We start from the raw sequence: 16,416 nt of genomic DNA on the forward strand, positions 1-16,416 counted from the left end.
ACGTGCCGGGTGGCCGAGCCCTTTCGCTCAGCCGGCGAGGGCCTGGCGCATGCGGTGGATCTCGACGGCCTGCTCGGTGGCGACCGAGTTGGCGAACTCGTTGAGCGTCAGGTCGGAGCCGACCTTCAGCAGGTCGGTGGCCATCTGGATGGCACCCTCGTGGTGGTCGGTCATCATCCGGACGAAGAGCTGGTCGAAATCGGCGCCGCGGGCGGCGGCCAGTTGCTTGATCGCCTCCGGTGACTGCATTCCGCGCATCGTGCCGTGGTCGTGGCCAGGGGCATCCGCCGCGAGGCCACGGGTCTGCAGCCAGCCGCGCAGCATGCCCATCTCCGGGCCCTGGCTGGCCCGGATCCGGTCGGCGAGGGCGCGGATGGCCGGGTTGGCGGCCCGCTCCGGCGCCAACTCCGCCATCTCCAGGGCCTGCGCGTGGTGCGGGAGCATCATCCGGACGAACCAGACGTCCAACGAGTTGTGCGGGGCGGGGCCGGCGTCGCGGACCTCGTGGGCCAGCCGGGTGGCCGCCGACTCGCCAGGCCGGCCGGGTGCGATGACCGTCAGGTCGGTGGGGACGGGACTGACCGTCGGCGCGGCAGTGGTGGGCGTGGAGACCGGCGGCGCGGCGCTTGTGCCGGAGTCATCCCCCGCGCGGACCACGATGAACGCCACCAGCGGCAATAGGAGCACCAGTGTGACGATCGTCAGGGTCCGTGCGCGCCGACTGGTCATGGGCCACTCCCTGGGGTCGAGGTCATCGCGATGCTATCCATTGATAAAGACGACAGGAAGTGACCCACGTCACATCGACGCTCTTCGTCCGGCGGTAATGTGCGGGCCATCGTCTCCCCCTTGCGAAGGGCCTCGCCGATGATCAGACTCCACAAGCCACGGTTACGACAAATCCCGATCGTGGCACTCGCTGCCACCGGCCTCCTCATCGCCAGCGTCTTCGTCGCACCGGCAGGCAACGCGCAGGTCGCGTCGCAGTCGGCGCCGGTGGCCGCCGCCACGAACACGATCCCCGGCGTCGACGAGATCCGGAGCAGCCCCAACCTCCGCCAGATCGCCAACGTCCCCAAGGTCGCGCCTCTGGACGCGACCAACAGCGACATCGCCTTCCAGGGCAAGTACGCCTTCGCCGGCAACTACAACGGCTTCGTCATCTACGACATCTCGCGGCCCAGCGCGCCGAAGGTCACGTCGCGGGTGCTCTGCCCGGGGTCGCAGAACGACATCTCCGTCCACGGTGACCTGCTCTTCCTCTCCACCGACTCGTCCCGCAGCGACGACTCCTGCAACAGCACCACGCAGCCGGCGTCCGTGAAGGAGTCGTGGGAGGGCATCAAGATCTTCGACATCAAGAACAAGGCCAACCCGCGGTACATCAAGTCCGTCGAGACGGCCTGCGGATCGCACACCCACACCCTGGTCCCGGGCAAGGACCGCAAGGCCATCTACCTGTACGTCTCGTCGTACAGCCCGCGGGCCGAGTTCCCGGACTGCCAGCCGCCGCACGACTCCATCTCCATCGTCAAGGTGCCGCTGAAGAAGCCCACCGACGCGGCGGTGATCTCGACGCCGAACCTCTTCCCGGACGGCGGTTTCCCGGGCAGCGAGAACGGCTCGGCGACCACCGGTTGCCACGACATCACCGCCTACCCGGAGAAGGACCTGGCCGCCGGCGCCTGCATGGGTGACGGCATCCTGCTGGACATCCGCAACCGGGAGGCCCCCCGGGTGATCAACCGAGTGCAGGACACGACCAACTTCGCGTTCTGGCACTCGGCCACGTTCAACAACGCCGGCACCAAGGTGATCTTCACCGACGAGCTGGGCGGCGGCGGCGCGGCGACCTGCAACGAGGCCATCGGCCCGAACCGAGGCGCGGACGCCATCTACGACATCACCGGTCGCGGTGACGCCCGGAAGATGAAGTTCCGCAGCTACTACAAGATCCCCCGCAACAACACCGACACCGAGAACTGCGTGGCGCACAACGGCTCGCTGATCCCGGTGCTCGGGCGGGACATCATGGTCCAGGCGTGGTACCAGGGCGGCATCTCGGTCTGGGACTTCACCGACTCGGCCAAGCCGAAGGAGATCGCGTTCTGGGAGCGGGGCCCGCTCTCGGCCGACACGCTCGTCGGCGGTGGCACCTGGTCCGCGTACTACTACAACGGATACATCTACTCCAACGACATGGTGAAGGGCCTGGACGTCCTGGAGCTGAACGACTGGCGCACCTGGACGGCCAAGCTGGTCAAGTACAAGGAGCTCAACGTGCAGACCCAGCCCAGCTACCTGGGCTGGTAGGCACCGCGCACTGAGCTGGTAGGCACCGCGCACGGCGCCGGGCCCGGTCCCCGAATCCGGGGGCCGGGCCCGGCCACGTTCCACGAGGGTCCGGGGATCAGCTCATCGGCAGCTGATAGCGCCGCTCGCCGCCGCCGGTCGCGGTGACCAGCCGGACCTCGCCGCCGCGCAGGCCGTACGTCACCGACCAGCGGGTGTGCCGGGTGGGACTGGTCACCACGACGGGGCCAGCGCGGGCGGCGCGCCGGAGTTGGTGCGAACGTGGTCAGCCGTGAAGCCTGTCGCCGTCGCCGTCGCCGACGCACCGCCCTCCCCGCCCGAGCCGACCGGGCGCTGGCGTCCCCACCCTCTCGACCTGGTCGCGGTCGTCCTCGCGGTGGCCGGGGCGGCCTGCGTGCTGGGCGGGTTGCTGCCCCGCGCCGAGACCGCCGACACCCTGCACCGGGTCCTGCCGCTGCTGCTGTTCCTCGGCACCGTGATCGTGCTGGCCGAGCTGACCGCCGTGGCCGGGGTCTTCGACGTGCTGGCGAGCCGGCTGGCCATCGCCGCCCGGGGCAGCTGGGCGGCGCTCTTCCTGCTCTGCGGCGGCCTGGCCACGCTGACCACCATCGTGCTCAACCTCGACACCACCGCCGTGCTGCTCACGCCGGTGCTGCTCGCGCTGGCCCGCAGCCTGCGCGTCCCGGCCGGCCCGCTCGCCGTCACCACGGTCTGGCTGGCCAACACCGCCAGCCTGCTGCTGCCGGTGTCCAACCTGACCAACCTGCTGGCCGCAGACCGGGTCGGGCTCGCACCCCTGGCGTACGCGGTCCGGATGGCGCTGCCACAGGCCGCCGCCGTGGCGGTCACCATGGTGGTGCTCTGGTACGCCTGGTGGCGGCGGGACCGGCCGGCCGGTGGACGCTTCGATCCACCGGCCCGCCACGTGCCCGCCGATCCGGTGCTGCACCGCACCGCGCTGGCCGCCTGCCTGCTCTTCGTCGCCGGCATCGTGGCCGGAGTGGAGATCGGCGTCGCCTCCACCGTCGCGCTCGCGCTGGTGCTTGTCGGTTTCCTCGTCCGCTCCCCCGCCACGCTGCGCCCCGCTCTGGTGCCGCTGCGGCTACTGCTCTTCGTCACCGGTCTGTTCCTGGTGGTGCAGACGCTCGGCCGCTACGGGCTGGATGACCTGGTCGCCGGGCTGCTCGGCGCCGACGACGGGCCCGCCGGGGCATTGCGCGCCGGAGGCACCGGGGCGCTGCTGGCCAACGTGGTCAACAATCTGCCGGCGTACCTGGCCGGTGAGTCGGTGCTTCCGGCCGGCGACGAGACCCGCCTGCTGGCTCTGCTGATCGGCACCAACGTCGGCCCGCTGGCCGCGCCCTGGGCGTCGCTGGCCACCCTGCTGTGGTTCGAGCGGTGCCGGGCGGCCGGGGTGACCGTGCCGGTGCGCCGGTTCGTGCTGACCAGCATCCTGCTCGCGGTCACCGGCACGCTCGCCGCGGTCGGCGCGCTGCTGCTGGTGAGCTGAGCGCGGAGCGCCCGCTGTCATTCGGCGGCGCGCCGCACGGCGAACATGAAGCAGCCGTAGACCACGTTGCGGCTGTGCAGTTGGTGCACCGCCGGGTCGGCGAACAGCTCGCCGATCACCGCCTCCGGATCCGTGCCGTCGTGCAACCGGCCGCCGCAGATCCGGCCCTGCCGGTCGTACGCCCGCAGGACCTGGGGTCGCCCCCGCCACGCCGGCGGGTGGCCGCCCGCGGAGGCCGGGCCCGGGCAGGCGGCGGCGTGCGCGAAGACCGGGCCGACCTCCCGGTACGGGCCGGCGGCGACCGGCGGCGCGTAACCGAAGAGGAGCAGCTCTTCCCCCTGCTCGGCATCGCGCAGGCAGCAGCGCAGGGGTTCCCCGCCCCCGGCCGCGAGCACCTCGACGGGTCGGTCGGCGGCGTCGCGGCCGGTACGGCGGACGGTGTCGAGCGCCGCGGCCGGCAGGGCGTGGACGCGGAACGTGCTGTTCGTCATCCGTCCAGCCTGGCCCGGCGACCGCGTGGACGCTGGCGGCGATCGGACCTGGCGCTGTGCGGGTCAGTCCCGGTACACGGCGAGCTGAAGCTCGGTGACGCCCTTCTCCGGGGTGTCCTGGCAGTACTCCAGGTACACCTCGCGGGCGAAGCCGTCGGTGCGGTAGCCGTTCTCCTCGATCCACCGGGCGAGCGCCTGCATGCTCGGCTCGACGTCGTCCATCGCGCCGTGGTGGATGATCGTCGCGGCGCTGCGCAGCTCCGGCAGGTCACGCACCGCGACGTCCGGAGCCGCGGACGGCTCGGCGTCGACGATCACCCCGGCGTGTACGACGACCGCGTCACCGCCCGGGTCGACGGGCTCGTACCAGGCGATGGCCGGTCCGGTCGGGGTGACACCGGCGGCCGACAACCGCCCGAACAGCTCAGGGTAGAGCGGCTGGATCACCGGGCTGATGTCCTCGCTCTGGTAGCTCGACGCCACGGCGGTCAGCTCAGCGACGCGGACCGGCGCGATCTCCTTGAGGACGACGTCCTGGGTGGTCATGGTTCCCTCCGACTCGATCATCCGGAGTCTCGCCTCGACGGCCGCCAACCGTGCGGTGTCGGCGGCGAGCTGTTCGGCCAGCTGGCTCCGGCGCAGCCGGAGCATCCCGCGCAGCTCGACGACGTCCACGGCGTCGTCGAGGATCGCCCGCACCTGGTCGAGAGTGAGACCCAGGTCCTTGAGGGCGATCACCCGGTTGAGCCGGCGCAGTTGGTCCGCGCGGTAGAACCGGTATCCGGTGTGCGGGTCGACGCTGGCCGGGCGGAGCAGCCCGATGCTGTCGTAGTGGCGCAGCATCCGGACCGACACCCGGCCGAGTCTGGCGAAGTCTCCGATGGTGAACATGGTCCCCCCACGCTCGTCCCTGACACCGTGTCAGAGTCAAGCGCGCCGCACCGGCCGGCGGTTGCGCGGGGGCACCGGTCAGCGGCGGGGCGGGCGCGGGCCCACCAGCCGGCGGACCATCGGCGCGGCGTTCCACTTCGCCGCACCGACCAGGTCACGGGCGTGCTCCAGGACGGTGTAGTCGGGCCGGTTCATCCCGTCGGCGATCGCGCGGTCCAGGTCGTTGCCGCACCGGCTCAGCACCGTGTCGAAGTCCCGGCGGACCGGTTCCAGCAGGTCGTAGCCGAACGCGCGGTGCATCCGGGCGAACAGCGGCTTGTACAGGCGGACCCGCTCGTGCAGCCCGGACGAGTAAGACATCGGGTTCTTCGGCCGCCGCAGGACGTAGTCGGGCAGCGCGTCGGCGAACGCCCGGCGGACGATCCACTTCTCCTGACCGTCGCGCAGCTTCAGCTCCAGCGGCAGCCGCATCGCCAACTCCACCACGCTGAGGTCCAGAAACGGCACCCGGGCCTCCACGCCGTGGCCCATGGCGGCCCGGTCGACCCGCTGCAACTCCGTACGACACAGGTTGCGGATGCGGTGCAGGAACAGTCGGCGGGACGCGAGCGAACCGACCTGGTGGTACATCGGGTAGCCCCCGAACAGCTCGTCGGAGCCGTCGCCGGTGAGCACCACCTTGACTCCCAGATCCCGCAGCCGCCGGAAGATCGGCACCGAGACGACCGCGTTGATGATGTCGCCGTACTCGGTCAGCTCGGAGATCCGGATGGCCTCGCGCACATCGGCGAGCCGGATGTCACGCGGGCGCAGCTCGACCACGACGTGCGGCACGTCGAGGTCGGCGGCGAGCCGCCGGGCGTACGCGACGTCGGGGCTGTCCGGCACACCGACCGTCACCGCCACGCAGTCCGGGTGGATGTCCCGCACCTGCCGCAGGGTCAACGAGCTGTCCAGCCCGCCGGAGAGCACCACCCCGACGGTCAGGTCGGTGTCCACCCGCATCCGGATGGCGTCGGTCAGCGCGGCGCGGACGAGCAGGGTGGCCTCGTCCGGGTCGTCGATGACCGGCAGTCCCTCGCCGATGGTGAGCAGGTCGACGTACGGGCGCAGCCGCACGTACCCGTCCGGCTCGGCCCAGCCGTGGTGCCCGGGCGGCACCTCGGCGATCGGGGCGTGGTGCCCGACGAGCGCCTTCACCTCGGAGGCGAGGTGGAGGCAGCCGGGCCGCCGCGACCAGTACAGGGGCTTCACCCCGAGCGGGTCGCGGGCCAGGTACGCCCGGCCGGTGGCCCGTTCGACGACGGCGAACGCGTACTCGCCGCGCAGTCGGGTCACCGCCGCCTCGCCCCACTGCTGGAACGCGGCGAGCAGCACCTCGGTGTCGCTGTGGGTGCGGAACACCTGCCCAAGGCGGGTGAGCTGTGCGCGCAACTGGAGATGGTTGAAGATCTCGCCGTTGAAGCAGAGCAGCCAACGCTCGTCGGTGGAGGTCCAGGGCTGCACGGCCCGGTCCCGGTCCACGATCCGCAGCCGACGGGTGCCGGCGAGCAGCCCACTCTCGGAGCGGGTCTCGGTGACCTCACCTCGCGGGGCGAGGGCGGCGAGCATCCGCCGGAAGGTGGCCGGGTCGGCCTCGGGGCCGATACTCAACGCGATGCCGCACACCGGCTCAGACCCCCAACTCGGCCTCGTACGCCCGGCGCAGACGACGCCGGGCGGTGGGTGCGAGGCACAGGTGCCAGGCCTGTCCCTCGTCGATCACGTTCAGCTCGCCGGCCTCCTGCCGGGCCAGCAGCAGCTCGGCGAGCGTGTCACGCGCGCCGAACCGTTCGAACCAGGCCAGCTCGACGTCGACCGAGTAGCCGAGGCAGTGCCCGCTGGGCAGCATCGCCGCGTAGCCCAGGCGACGCAGCCGGTACTGGTGTTCCGTGCTGCGGACGAGGCTGGTCACCCAGAGGGGCGGCGTGGCCGGCGGCGCGGCGGCGGCGAACTCCCGTCCGAGGTCGTTGAGCAGCGCCACGACCTCCCGCCGGGCGCGGCGGAACAGCAGTCCCGCGGTGCGCGGGGTCGCGTCCGGACGCAGTCGACGGCGTAGCCCGCGTGCGGCGCGGCCCAGCACGGTGGCGGGCTGCTCCTGGTACCGGAAGCGCAGCAGGTCGCGGCGGCGCAGCCATTCCAGGTCGACCAGGTCGGCGCTGCCGTTGACCTGGTCGTCGGTGACGAACGCCGGTGCGTCCTGCCACCACAGCACGTCGATGCGGGAGAGCAGGTAGATCCGGACCAGCGCCGCGAGGTCACGCGCCGAGGTGCGCTCGTTCGGCTGGTAGCGGGCCATCTCCAGCAGCAGCGTCTCGCGAGCGCCGAGCAGACCCTGCGGGGTGGCGTCGAGCACCGCCGCCAGGGCCGGCTCGCGCAGCCGTTGGTCGATGAGCACCTGGCGGGCCCGGGTGCTGGCCGCGTCGGCCAGGGCGCCCACCTCGACCAGCAGCTCGGCCACTGCCGCCCGGTAGGCGGCGAGGTCGGGCTCGGTGGTGGCGGGCCGGCGGGGGGCGGCGCCAGGTGGCCGGCGGCGGGCCGGGGCGGTGGGCGACGCGGGCGTGCCGGGCTGCTGTCCCGGACTACGACTGGGCACTCGCATGACGGGGTCCCTTCTCCGGTCACGGCACTGGCGGATCGCCCTGAAACACACCGTAATCATCGGGACCGGGATGGACCGAACAATCCTCCTATCTGCCCCGAACGGAGCGTGTCAACCGGCTGCGCGGACAGGACCGCCGAGGTCGGGCATGTGCCCGTCAGTCACCGTCCGTCGTCACCAGACCCTGCACCTCGGCGTACGACAGCAGCCCGACGCGGGTCACGGACCCTCCGGAACGCACCTCGTCGGCAGCGGCAAGCGCGGCGGCCAGCGCGGCCCGGAACAGTAGGGAGCCGGTGCTGACCCGGGCGACCCCGGCGCGGGCCAGCTCGTCCAGGCCCGGCCCGCCCGGCTGGTACAGCGCGTTCACCGGCGCGTCGATCCGCTCGGTGAGCAGGCGCAGCGTCGACTCGTCGACGACTCCGGGCACGAAGATCCCGTCGGCCCCCGCCGACCGGTAGGTCCGGGCACGGGAGAGGCTCTGCGGCAACGGGTCGGCCACGCCCAGCCACCAGGTGTCGGTACGGGCGTTGACGAACAGGTCCGGCACCGCCGCCTTCACCGCCGCGATCGTGTCGGCGATGCCCTCGGGGTCGGCGAGGGTGCCGTCGGCGCGCCCGTCCTCCAGGTTGATCCCGACCACGCCGAGCCCCGCCAACTCCGCCACGTACCCGGCGACCGTCGCCGGATCGTCGCTGAACCCGGCCTCCACGTCGACGGTGAGCAGCACCGGCAGCCGGGCGAGCCGGCGGGCCAGGGCGAGGGTCTCCACGGCGGTGGCCGCGACGCCGTCGGGTTGGCCGGCGGCCGCCGCGACCCCGAGGCTGGTGGTGCCGATCGCCGGGTGGCCGCGCGCCACGAGCGCCGCCGCCGAGGCGTGGTCCCAGGCGTTCGGCAGCAGCAGCGGGCGGCCGGGGCGGTGCAGCGCGCGGAACATCGCACGGCGCTCGGCCGCATCTTGGCGCTCGGCCATCGCGGGTTGCTCGGTCATCGGACGGTCACCTCCAGGGTCGTCGGAACGCGCAGGGTGGGATGGGGCGCATAGCCCAGGGCGGCTTCGGTACGTCGGCACCGCTCACGCAGCACGTCGAACACCCCGGCGGCGAGGGCCAGGGCGTGCCGGTCGCCCGGGCAACCGCGCTCCCCCGCCCCGAAGGTCAGCATCCGCACACCGGGCCGGCCAGGCCGGAACACCTCCGGATCGGCGAACTCCCGCGGATCCCGGTTGGCCGCGTCGAACCGCAGGAGCACCGGACTGCCCGGCGGCAGGTCCTGCCCGCCGAGCCGTACCCCGGCGACGGTGACCCGACGGGTGGCCCGTACCGGCGGGTCGAGCCGCAGCACCTCGGCCAGCAGGTCGGTGCTCCTCGCCGCGACCGGTGGTGGGGCGGCGGTCGGTGCCAGCAGGTGATGGGCGGCCGCGCCGATCAGACCGGCGGTCGGTGCCAGAAGGTGATGGGCGGCCGCGCCGATCAGACCGGCGGTCGCGTCGCACGCCTGGACCAGCAGGCCGATCAGGTTCGCCCGTACCTCCGGCAGGCCCGGCGGCGCGAACGCCAGCAGCGCCGCCACCGCCCCATCGGCCCGCGCGGCCAACGCCGGGTCGACCCCCGGGTGGTACGCGGCAGCGACGACCTCGACCGCCGTCGCGGCGGCGGCCGGATCGGCCCAGCCCAGTCGCCCGGCCAGCACCCGCAGCGGAACCGCCCTGGCCAGGTCACGCATCACGTCGAGACGACCAGGCGCACGGTCCACGGCGGTGGTCGTCAGGCGGGTCGCCTCGTGCCGCAACTCGTCCGGGTCCAGGGCGGCCAACGCGCTCACCCCGATCGCCCGGCGCGCGGCGTGCCGCTCCGGCGGGCTGAACCTGCTGACCTCGGCGCGCAGCCAGGCGAGAGTGCCCTCCCGGCCGGTGTCGACGGCCGGCACCTGAAGTGCCGGGCTGGTCAACGCTGCCCGGACGTCCGCGTGGCGCGTCACCCACCAACCACGGACGGGCTCGAACGAGGGCGGGCCGCACGCCGGCGTTCCGGCGGCTGGCGCAATAACGGGCCAGGTCTCAGTCACCGCCCGACCGTAGGGCCCGAACCGTTCGCCCCCGACCGAACAATCCCGCGCACCCCGCGCACCCTGAGCGCCCTGAGCGCCCCGACGCGGGGCGGACGTCAGGCTCGGCCGCTGGTGAGGGCCGGGGAGCCCGTGGTGGCGAGGGTTTCCTCGGGGACGCCAAACGCCCCGGCCAGGGCGGTCCGGCCGGTCGGGGTGAGCCGGAGCGCGCGGCCGGCACCCGGCGTCGTCCAGCCCACCTCGGCGAAGCGGCGACAGAGCGCCGCGCCGAGTCCACCGGCGAGGTGTGGGCGGCGTTCGGTCCAGTCCAGACAGTCGCGGACCACGGGGCGACGGGCGGTACGCAGCGCGTTCACCGGTACGCCCAAGCCCGCCGCCCACGCCCATCCGTCGGGGGTCACTGCCAACCCGCTGGTCCGGTCCAGGCGCCCGTCTGCCAGCAGCGCGTCGTACATCAGCACTCCCAGCCGCCCGGCGAGGTGGTCGTAGCAGGTTCGGGCGTACGCCATCGCGGTAGCGGCGGTGGCCGCGCGCAGCGTGCCGGTCGGTGGGGGTGCGGCCGGGACGTGCCCGGCCAGGTCCTCGATCAACTGGGCGACGGACGGCCCGGCGAGCCGCAGGTAGCGGTGCCGGCCCTGCCGCTCCTCGACCAGCAGCCCGCCTCGGACGAGCCGGGTGAGGTGGTCGCTGGCCGTCGACCGGGCGACCCCGGCCCGCCGGGCCAGCTCGCCGGCGGTCCAGGCGCGGCCGTCGAGCAGCGCGAGACACATGCCGGCCCGGGTGCCGTCGGCCAGCAGGGCGGCCAGCTCGGCCATCGCCCGTCCCTCGGTGCCACCACTCATGACCCCATCATCACCCCGGCCCCCGACGCACCGGTCAGGCGGATCCCCGCCGAGCCACCCTGTGCGGCGAGCACACCCCTCGCTCAGCCCCTCGCCCAGATCGGGCAGGAGGACGACGGGTGCTCCCGGGCCGTCCGGGCCGACGCGGTGCCGGCGACGCGACGGCGCTATCGGAGTCGGGTCAACGGCGTCACCGAACGGTCCGTGCCGTCGTAGCTGCGGGCGGAGGCGAACGAGCCCGTCGGCCGCTGCCCGCCGACGACCGCGCGGGCCAACCGCAGGTCCGCGTTGCGGAACCGCAGCGCCAGACTCAGGTGCGGCACCCACGCTCCGGGCGCGTGCCAGGGGCGGTGTCCGTCGGCCTGGTCGAGGACGTCCCAGACGGCGGCGTGCAGCGCGCGCAACGCCGATGTGGGCCGTACGAGCCAGACCAGCGGGGCGCTGCCGTCGAGGACGACCACGCGCTCGAGCGTGACCGGCACCGGCAGCGCGGCGTCGAACAGCACGGCGAGGCGATGCTCGACGCCGGGCGGAAACTCGTCCACCGCCGCGAGGGTCAGGTGCGGCCGGTTGGTGGGATGAGTGTTGCGGGCCAGGCTCGGCAGCCCGGCCGCGGCCAGCCGACCCCAGGCGGCCCGGACCGCGTCGTCCATCTCCGCGGAGCAGATCAACTCGACCGTACGCACCTCCGCACGCTAACCCCCGTCGATCATGAAGTTAGCGTCACGACACGCCGGTACGAACGCCCTCAACCTCATGATCACGAGGGGGCGGCGGCCCACCGGGGTGGGGTTAGAGCCAGCCGTTGTCGCGGGCGGTGCGGAGCGCCTCGGCCCGGTCGGTCGCGCCGAGTTTCTGCACGGCGGCGGAGAGGTGGTTGCGCACCGTCCCGGTGGACAGGTGCACCCGCCGGGCGATCACCGCGACCGGGGCGCCGAACTCGGCCAGTCTCAGCGTCTCCAGCTCCCGAGGTGTCAGCGGGCAGGCGGGCAGCGTCAACGCGTCCGCGGCGAGCGACGGGTCGACGTACCGGCCGCCTGCGTGCACCCGGCGGATCACGTCGGCGAGCGCGCCACCGGGCGAACCCTTGGGCAGGAAGCCCCGGGCACCGGCGGTCAGCGCCTGCCGCAGGTGACCCGGCCGGCCGTGCCCGGTGAGGACGACCACCGCGCAGTCAGGCCGGGCCCGGGCCAGTTCGGCGGCGACCGCGATGCCGTCCAGGCCGGGCATCTCCAGGTCCACCACGGCCACGTCCGGCCGGTGCGCCAGTGCCGCGGTCACCGCCGCCGGCCCGTCGGCGGCGTGGGCCACCACCTCGATGTCCGGCTCCAGGCTGAGCAGCGCGGCGACCGCGACGCGGATCAGGTCCTCGTCGTCGGCGAGCAGGACGCGGATCACGCCGGCACCGGCACGGTGGCCTCAAGCGTGAACACCGCACCCTCCCGGCGGACCCGCAGCTCGCCCCCGGCGGCCGCGAGCCGGTCGGTCAGCCCGCGCAGGCCGTGACTGTGTGCGTCCGGCCCCCGATCGTCGGCGCCGTCGTTGGTCACCGTCATCCTGGCCACGTCGTCCTCCCGGTCGATGCGGATCCGGCACCAGTCGGCCCGGCTGTGGCGCAGCACGTTCGTGCCCGCCTCCCGCAACACCGCCGCCAGTTCGGCGGCGACGGTCGGCGGCAGGTCCGCCGGGGGCGGCAGGACCGTGCAGCGTACGCCGCAGGAGCGCAGCACCCCCGCCACGGAGGTGAGTTGTTCGTGCAGGTCGACGGCCCGGTAGCCGTGCACGGTCTCGCGGACCTCGGTGAGCGCGGACGCGGCGAGCCGTTGCACCTCGGCAGCCTCACGACCGGCCCGCTCGGGGTCGACCGGGGCGAGCCGGGCGGCGAGTTCGGCCTTCAACGCGATGACGGTGAGACTGTGCCCCAGCAGGTCGTGCACGTCGCGGGCGAAGCGCAGCCGTTCCTCGGCGGCGGCCAGCCGGGCCTGGGCGGCCTGCCCCTGGCGGGCCTCCACGAGCAGGTCCCAGAACCAGACCTGGAACCCGTTGACGGCGGCGACGGCGACCCCGATCCCGCCGGTCACGGCGAGGTGGCGCGCGATGGAGCCACCGGTCCACACGGCGACCGCCACCGTCACCAGCAGGACGCCGGCCGTCATCGCGACGGCGGCCCGCAGCCGGAGCAGCAGCGGCGCCATGCCGATCAGTGCGGCGCCCAGCCAGGCCCAGGTCGGCCAGGCGCCGGCCGCCACCGGCCCCACCAGCGGAACGCTCAGCGCCGCCGTGCCGGCCAGGCTCAGCTGGGCGCGGCGACGCCAGCGCGGGTCGAGCCACGGCGTCACGGCCGCGTACAGCACGGCGGTCTGGGCGATCATGAAGGCGAGGATGCCGGCCGCGCCGAGCGCCACCCGGCCCGGGTCGGGTTCGCGGGTCAGACCGACCGCCGGTAGCAGGACGCTCGCCCAGACGCCGGTGGCCAGTGACAGCAGGGTCGCCTGCCGGGCCCGGTGCAGTCGACGGTCCGCCCGGGGGGTCACCGCCTCGCTCGCCACGCACCGATCCTAGGACCGGTCGACGCGCGGTCCGCCCCCGCGAACTGTCACGGTTGGACTGTGCGATCCGCACGGTTTTCCGGTGACGCGCGAGTCTGCCCACTGTGCGGGGACGCCGGCAGGGTGAACGCCATGGGACAGACAAATTCACACGCTCTCGTCATGCGGAAGACCGGGCCGCCGCCGGTCGACCGGCCATCGCCAACCACACCCGCCGAACCGCCGGCAGCAGCGCCGCCGGGATCGGCAGCGCCGGGAACAACGCTGCCAGGATCGGCGCCGCTGGAAACAACGCCGCCGGCAGCAGCGCCGCCGGGAACGGCACCGGCCGGCGGAGCGCGGCGGCTGCTCCGGCACCTCGGTGAGATGGCGATCGCGATGGTCGCCGGGATGGTGCTGCTCGGCCCGCTGTGGGACATGGCCGGCACCGCCCTGGGGATCGGCGGGTCGCTGGGCCGCCCCGAGGTGGCCGCCCTGGTGATGGCCACCAACATGACCGCCGGCATGACGGTGTGGATGCGCTACCGGGCACACCACTGGCGAGGGGTGGGCGAGATGGCCGCCGCGATGTACGTGCCGTTCCTGCTGCTGCTCGTACCCTTCCGGGCCGGCCTGCTCGACGGTGACGCCCTGCTGATCGGCGGCCACCTCTTGATGGTGCCGGCGATGGTGCTGGTGGCGGTGCGGCACCGGCACGAGACACCGACGGCGATTGACCGACACCCCGCCGTGGTAGCGCTCGCCCGCCGCTGGCCGACCGGCCTGGCGCTGCTGATGACCGCCGACATATGGCTCGACCCGGGTGTGCTCAGCCCGTGGACGATGCTGGTGCTGCCCGGGGCGTACCTGCTGATCGGCCTTGCACGACGGACGCTGCGCGGGCCGGGCGTGCTCGCCACCCAACTGCTCGGCCTGGCCGGCTGGGTCGCATTGGTGCTGGTCGCGGTCGCGGCCGGCGGGCGGACCGCCGGGTGGCTGGTGGCGTTCGGGTGGCTGGCGCACGCCGGCTGGGACCTGTTCCACCACCGCGCCGGCCGGGTGGTGCCGCGCGCCTTCGCCGAGTGGTGCGGGGTGTTGGACGCGGCCCTCGGCGCATCGATGGTGGTGGCTCTCCTCAGCACCGGCGGCTGACCGGCCCCGCCCGCCGTCACGGGGCGGCGGGCGGCCCGCCGGTCGATCGTGGGCCGGCCCCGCACACCGCCGGCCGTGGGCGTTGTGCCGGTCGGCGCAGCGCCCACGACGAGGTGATGAAAAGCTTGGCACATGAGTTCCGCACCTGCACAGCACGACGCACCGACCGACACCACCCCCGACGGCACCGACGAGGCGAACGCCTTCACGGAGCTGGGGCTGCGCTCCGAGCTGTTGGGCGCGTTGGCCGCCCTCGGTTACGAGGAGCCGACCCCCATCCAGCGGGAAGCCATCCCACCGTTGCTGGAGGGGCGGGACCTCCTGGGTCAGGCGGCCACCGGCACCGGCAAGACGGCGGCGTTCGCGCTGCCGCTGCTGAACCTCATGACGGCACACCGCCAGGGTGGCGACCCGGTCGCGCTGGTGCTGGTGCCGACGCGGGAGCTGGCGGTGCAGGTGTCCGAGGCGTTCCACCGCTACGGCAAGGACCTGGGCGCGCGGGTGCTGCCGATCTACGGTGGGCAGCCGATCGGGCGGCAGTTGCGGGCTCTGGACAGCGGGGTCGACGTGGTGGTGGCCACCCCGGGTCGGGCGCTCGATCACATCGCCCGGGGCACCCTGCGCCTCGGCGGCCTGGCCACGGTGGTGCTCGACGAGGCCGACGAGATGCTCGACATGGGCTTCGCCGAGGACATCGAGGCGATCCTGGAGCACGCCCCGGCGCAGCGACAGACGGTGCTCTTCTCGGCCACGATGCCGGCGCGGATCGACGGGATGGCCCGTCAGCATCTGCGCGAGCCGGTCCGGATCGAGATCGGCCGGGAGCAGACGGTGGCCGGCGAGGCGCCCCGGGTGCGGCAGAGCGCGTACATCGTGACGCGGGCGCACAAGCCGGCCGCCCTGGGTCGGGTGCTGGACGTGGAGTCGCCGACCGCAGCGATCGTGTTCTGCCGCAGCCGGGAGGAGGTGGACCGGCTGACCGAGACGATGAACGGCCGGGGCTACCGCTCCGAGGCGCTGCACGGTGGGATGAGCCAGGAGCAGCGGGACCGGGTGATGGGCCGGCTGCGGGCGGGCACCGCCGACCTGCTGGTGGCCACCGACGTGGCAGCCCGTGGGCTGGACATCGAGCAGCTCACCCACGTGGTCAACTACGACGTGCCGTCGGCGCCGGAGTCGTACGTGCACCGGATCGGCCGGGTGGGCCGGGCCGGGCGCGAGGGCGTGGCGATCACCCTCGCCGAGCCGCGTGAGCACCGGATGCTCAAGACGATCGAGCGGGTGACCGGCCAGCGGATCACCATCGACAAGATCCCCACCGTGGCGGACATGCGTACCCGCCGGTTGGAGCTGACCCAGGCGGCGCTGCGGGAGAGCCTGCTGGAGGACGACCTCGACCCGTACCGGGTGATCGTCGAGACGCTGACCGACGAGTTCGACCTGATGGAGGTCGCCCTCGCCGCCGTGAAGCTCGCGCACGAGCTGACCTCGCCGGGCTCCGACGACGAGGAGGAGATCCCGCAGGTGCCGGTGCGCGGCCCACGCGAGGGTCGACCGGAGACCGGCGGCCGGGGCGGCGATCGGCGTGGCGGGGGTCGACCGCGTTCAGGCGGCGGCAACACCGTCCAGGTCTTCGTCGGCCTGGGCCGGCGCGCGGGGGTGCGCCCGCAGGATCTGGTCGGCGCGATCACCGGGGAGACCGGGATCCGCGGCCGCGACATCGGCTCGATCGAGATCGCCGACCGGTTCTCGCTGGTGGAGGTGCCGCAGTCGGTGGCGGACGACGTGATCTCCGGGCTTCGGTCCAGCACAATCAAGGGCCGCAAGGCCACCGTGCGTCGCGACCGCGGGGGCGACGAGCGCTGAGCACGCCGTGGGGGGGGGCCGCCGGGGGGGGGGGGGCGCCCGGGGGGCGGGGGAATAGGTGAGCGAGGGCGGCGGCCCCACACACCCCCACGCCCGGGCGGCGCACCCCCCCCCC

Annotated in this window: 16 protein-coding genes; 4 read left to right on the plus strand and 12 right to left on the minus strand. The window is 73.6% G+C overall.

What is annotated here, in order from left to right; translation table 11 throughout:
* Window positions 1–27: 27 nt before the first annotated feature.
* Window positions 28–729: a DUF305 domain-containing protein gene (locus tag ABZ780_RS30265; RefSeq protein ID WP_357488220.1), complete on the minus strand. Its 702-nt coding sequence runs from the start codon at window positions 727–729 to the stop codon at window positions 28–30.
* Between the two features lie 138 nt (window positions 730–867).
* Between ABZ780_RS30265 and ABZ780_RS30270 the strand changes: the two genes are divergently transcribed.
* Window positions 868–2,313 carry a hypothetical protein gene (locus tag ABZ780_RS30270; RefSeq protein WP_357488221.1) on the plus strand — a complete coding sequence of 482 codons (1,446 nt, stop codon included), beginning with the start codon at window positions 868–870 and terminating at the stop codon, window positions 2,311–2,313.
* A 271-nt stretch (window positions 2,314–2,584) separates the two neighbouring features.
* Window positions 2,585–3,823, plus strand: a complete 1,239-nt coding sequence (locus ABZ780_RS30275) for an SLC13 family permease (protein WP_357000845.1) — start codon at window positions 2,585–2,587, stop codon at window positions 3,821–3,823.
* A gap of 17 nt (window positions 3,824–3,840) precedes the next feature.
* Here ABZ780_RS30275 and ABZ780_RS30280 read toward each other — a convergent pair whose 3' ends face one another.
* The 11 genes from ABZ780_RS30280 to ABZ780_RS30330 all read right to left on the minus strand — a co-directional run bounded on the left by ABZ780_RS30280 (window position 3,841) and on the right by ABZ780_RS30330 (window position 13,629).
* On the minus strand, window positions 3,841–4,314 hold the full coding sequence (locus tag ABZ780_RS30280; protein ID WP_357000842.1) for a DUF1203 domain-containing protein: 474 nt from the start codon (window positions 4,312–4,314) through the stop codon (window positions 3,841–3,843).
* A 63-nt stretch (window positions 4,315–4,377) separates the two neighbouring features.
* On the minus strand, window positions 4,378–5,205 hold the full coding sequence (locus ABZ780_RS30285; protein WP_357488222.1) for a MerR family transcriptional regulator: 828 nt from the start codon (window positions 5,203–5,205) through the stop codon (window positions 4,378–4,380).
* Window positions 5,206–5,283: 78 nt separating this feature from the next.
* Complete coding sequence (locus ABZ780_RS30290) at window positions 5,284–6,873, minus strand: asparagine synthase-related protein (protein ID WP_357000836.1); 1,590 nt, start codon at window positions 6,871–6,873, stop codon at window positions 5,284–5,286.
* A gap of 4 nt (window positions 6,874–6,877) precedes the next feature.
* Complete coding sequence (locus ABZ780_RS30295; RefSeq protein ID WP_357000833.1) at window positions 6,878–7,846, minus strand: DUF5715 family protein; 969 nt, start codon at window positions 7,844–7,846, stop codon at window positions 6,878–6,880.
* Between the two features lie 157 nt (window positions 7,847–8,003).
* Window positions 8,004–8,837 (minus strand): isocitrate lyase/phosphoenolpyruvate mutase family protein, encoded by an 834-nt coding sequence (locus ABZ780_RS30300; protein WP_357488223.1) that lies wholly within the window; start codon window positions 8,835–8,837, stop codon window positions 8,004–8,006.
* A complete protein-coding gene (locus ABZ780_RS30305) occupies window positions 8,834–9,913 on the minus strand; it encodes a cytochrome P450 (RefSeq protein WP_357488224.1) in 1,080 nt (359 codons plus the stop codon). Before ABZ780_RS30305 ends, ABZ780_RS30300 begins: the two co-directional genes overlap by 4 nt.
* A gap of 98 nt (window positions 9,914–10,011) precedes the next feature.
* Entirely contained in the window at window positions 10,012–10,755 is a 744-nt protein-coding gene (locus tag ABZ780_RS30310; RefSeq protein ID WP_357000825.1) for a winged helix-turn-helix domain-containing protein, read from the minus strand.
* A 167-nt stretch (window positions 10,756–10,922) separates the two neighbouring features.
* Entirely contained in the window at window positions 10,923–11,441 is a 519-nt protein-coding gene (locus ABZ780_RS30315) for a 2'-5' RNA ligase family protein (RefSeq protein ID WP_357488225.1), read from the minus strand.
* A gap of 106 nt (window positions 11,442–11,547) precedes the next feature.
* Window positions 11,548–12,153, minus strand: a complete 606-nt coding sequence (locus ABZ780_RS30320) for a response regulator transcription factor (protein WP_357000819.1) — start codon at window positions 12,151–12,153, stop codon at window positions 11,548–11,550.
* Complete coding sequence (locus tag ABZ780_RS30325; protein WP_357488226.1) at window positions 12,150–13,304, minus strand: histidine kinase; 1,155 nt, start codon at window positions 13,302–13,304, stop codon at window positions 12,150–12,152. Before ABZ780_RS30325 ends, ABZ780_RS30320 begins: the two co-directional genes overlap by 4 nt.
* A 160-nt stretch (window positions 13,305–13,464) precedes the next feature.
* Window positions 13,465–13,629 (minus strand): hypothetical protein, encoded by a 165-nt coding sequence (locus ABZ780_RS30330; RefSeq protein WP_357488227.1) that lies wholly within the window; start codon window positions 13,627–13,629, stop codon window positions 13,465–13,467.
* Window positions 13,630–13,670: 41 nt separating this feature from the next.
* On the opposite strand from ABZ780_RS30330, the gene ABZ780_RS30335 reads away from it, so the two are divergent.
* Window positions 13,671–14,435: a hypothetical protein gene (locus ABZ780_RS30335; protein WP_357488228.1), complete on the plus strand. Its 765-nt coding sequence runs from the start codon at window positions 13,671–13,673 to the stop codon at window positions 14,433–14,435.
* Window positions 14,436–14,567: 132 nt separating this feature from the next.
* Entirely contained in the window at window positions 14,568–16,301 is a 1,734-nt protein-coding gene (locus tag ABZ780_RS30340) for a DEAD/DEAH box helicase (protein WP_357000808.1), read from the plus strand.
* Window positions 16,302–16,416: the final 115 nt, after the last annotated feature.

This window comes from Micromonospora sp. NPDC047467 (assembly GCF_040643095.1).
Classification (GTDB): domain Bacteria; phylum Actinomycetota; class Actinomycetes; order Mycobacteriales; family Micromonosporaceae; genus Micromonospora.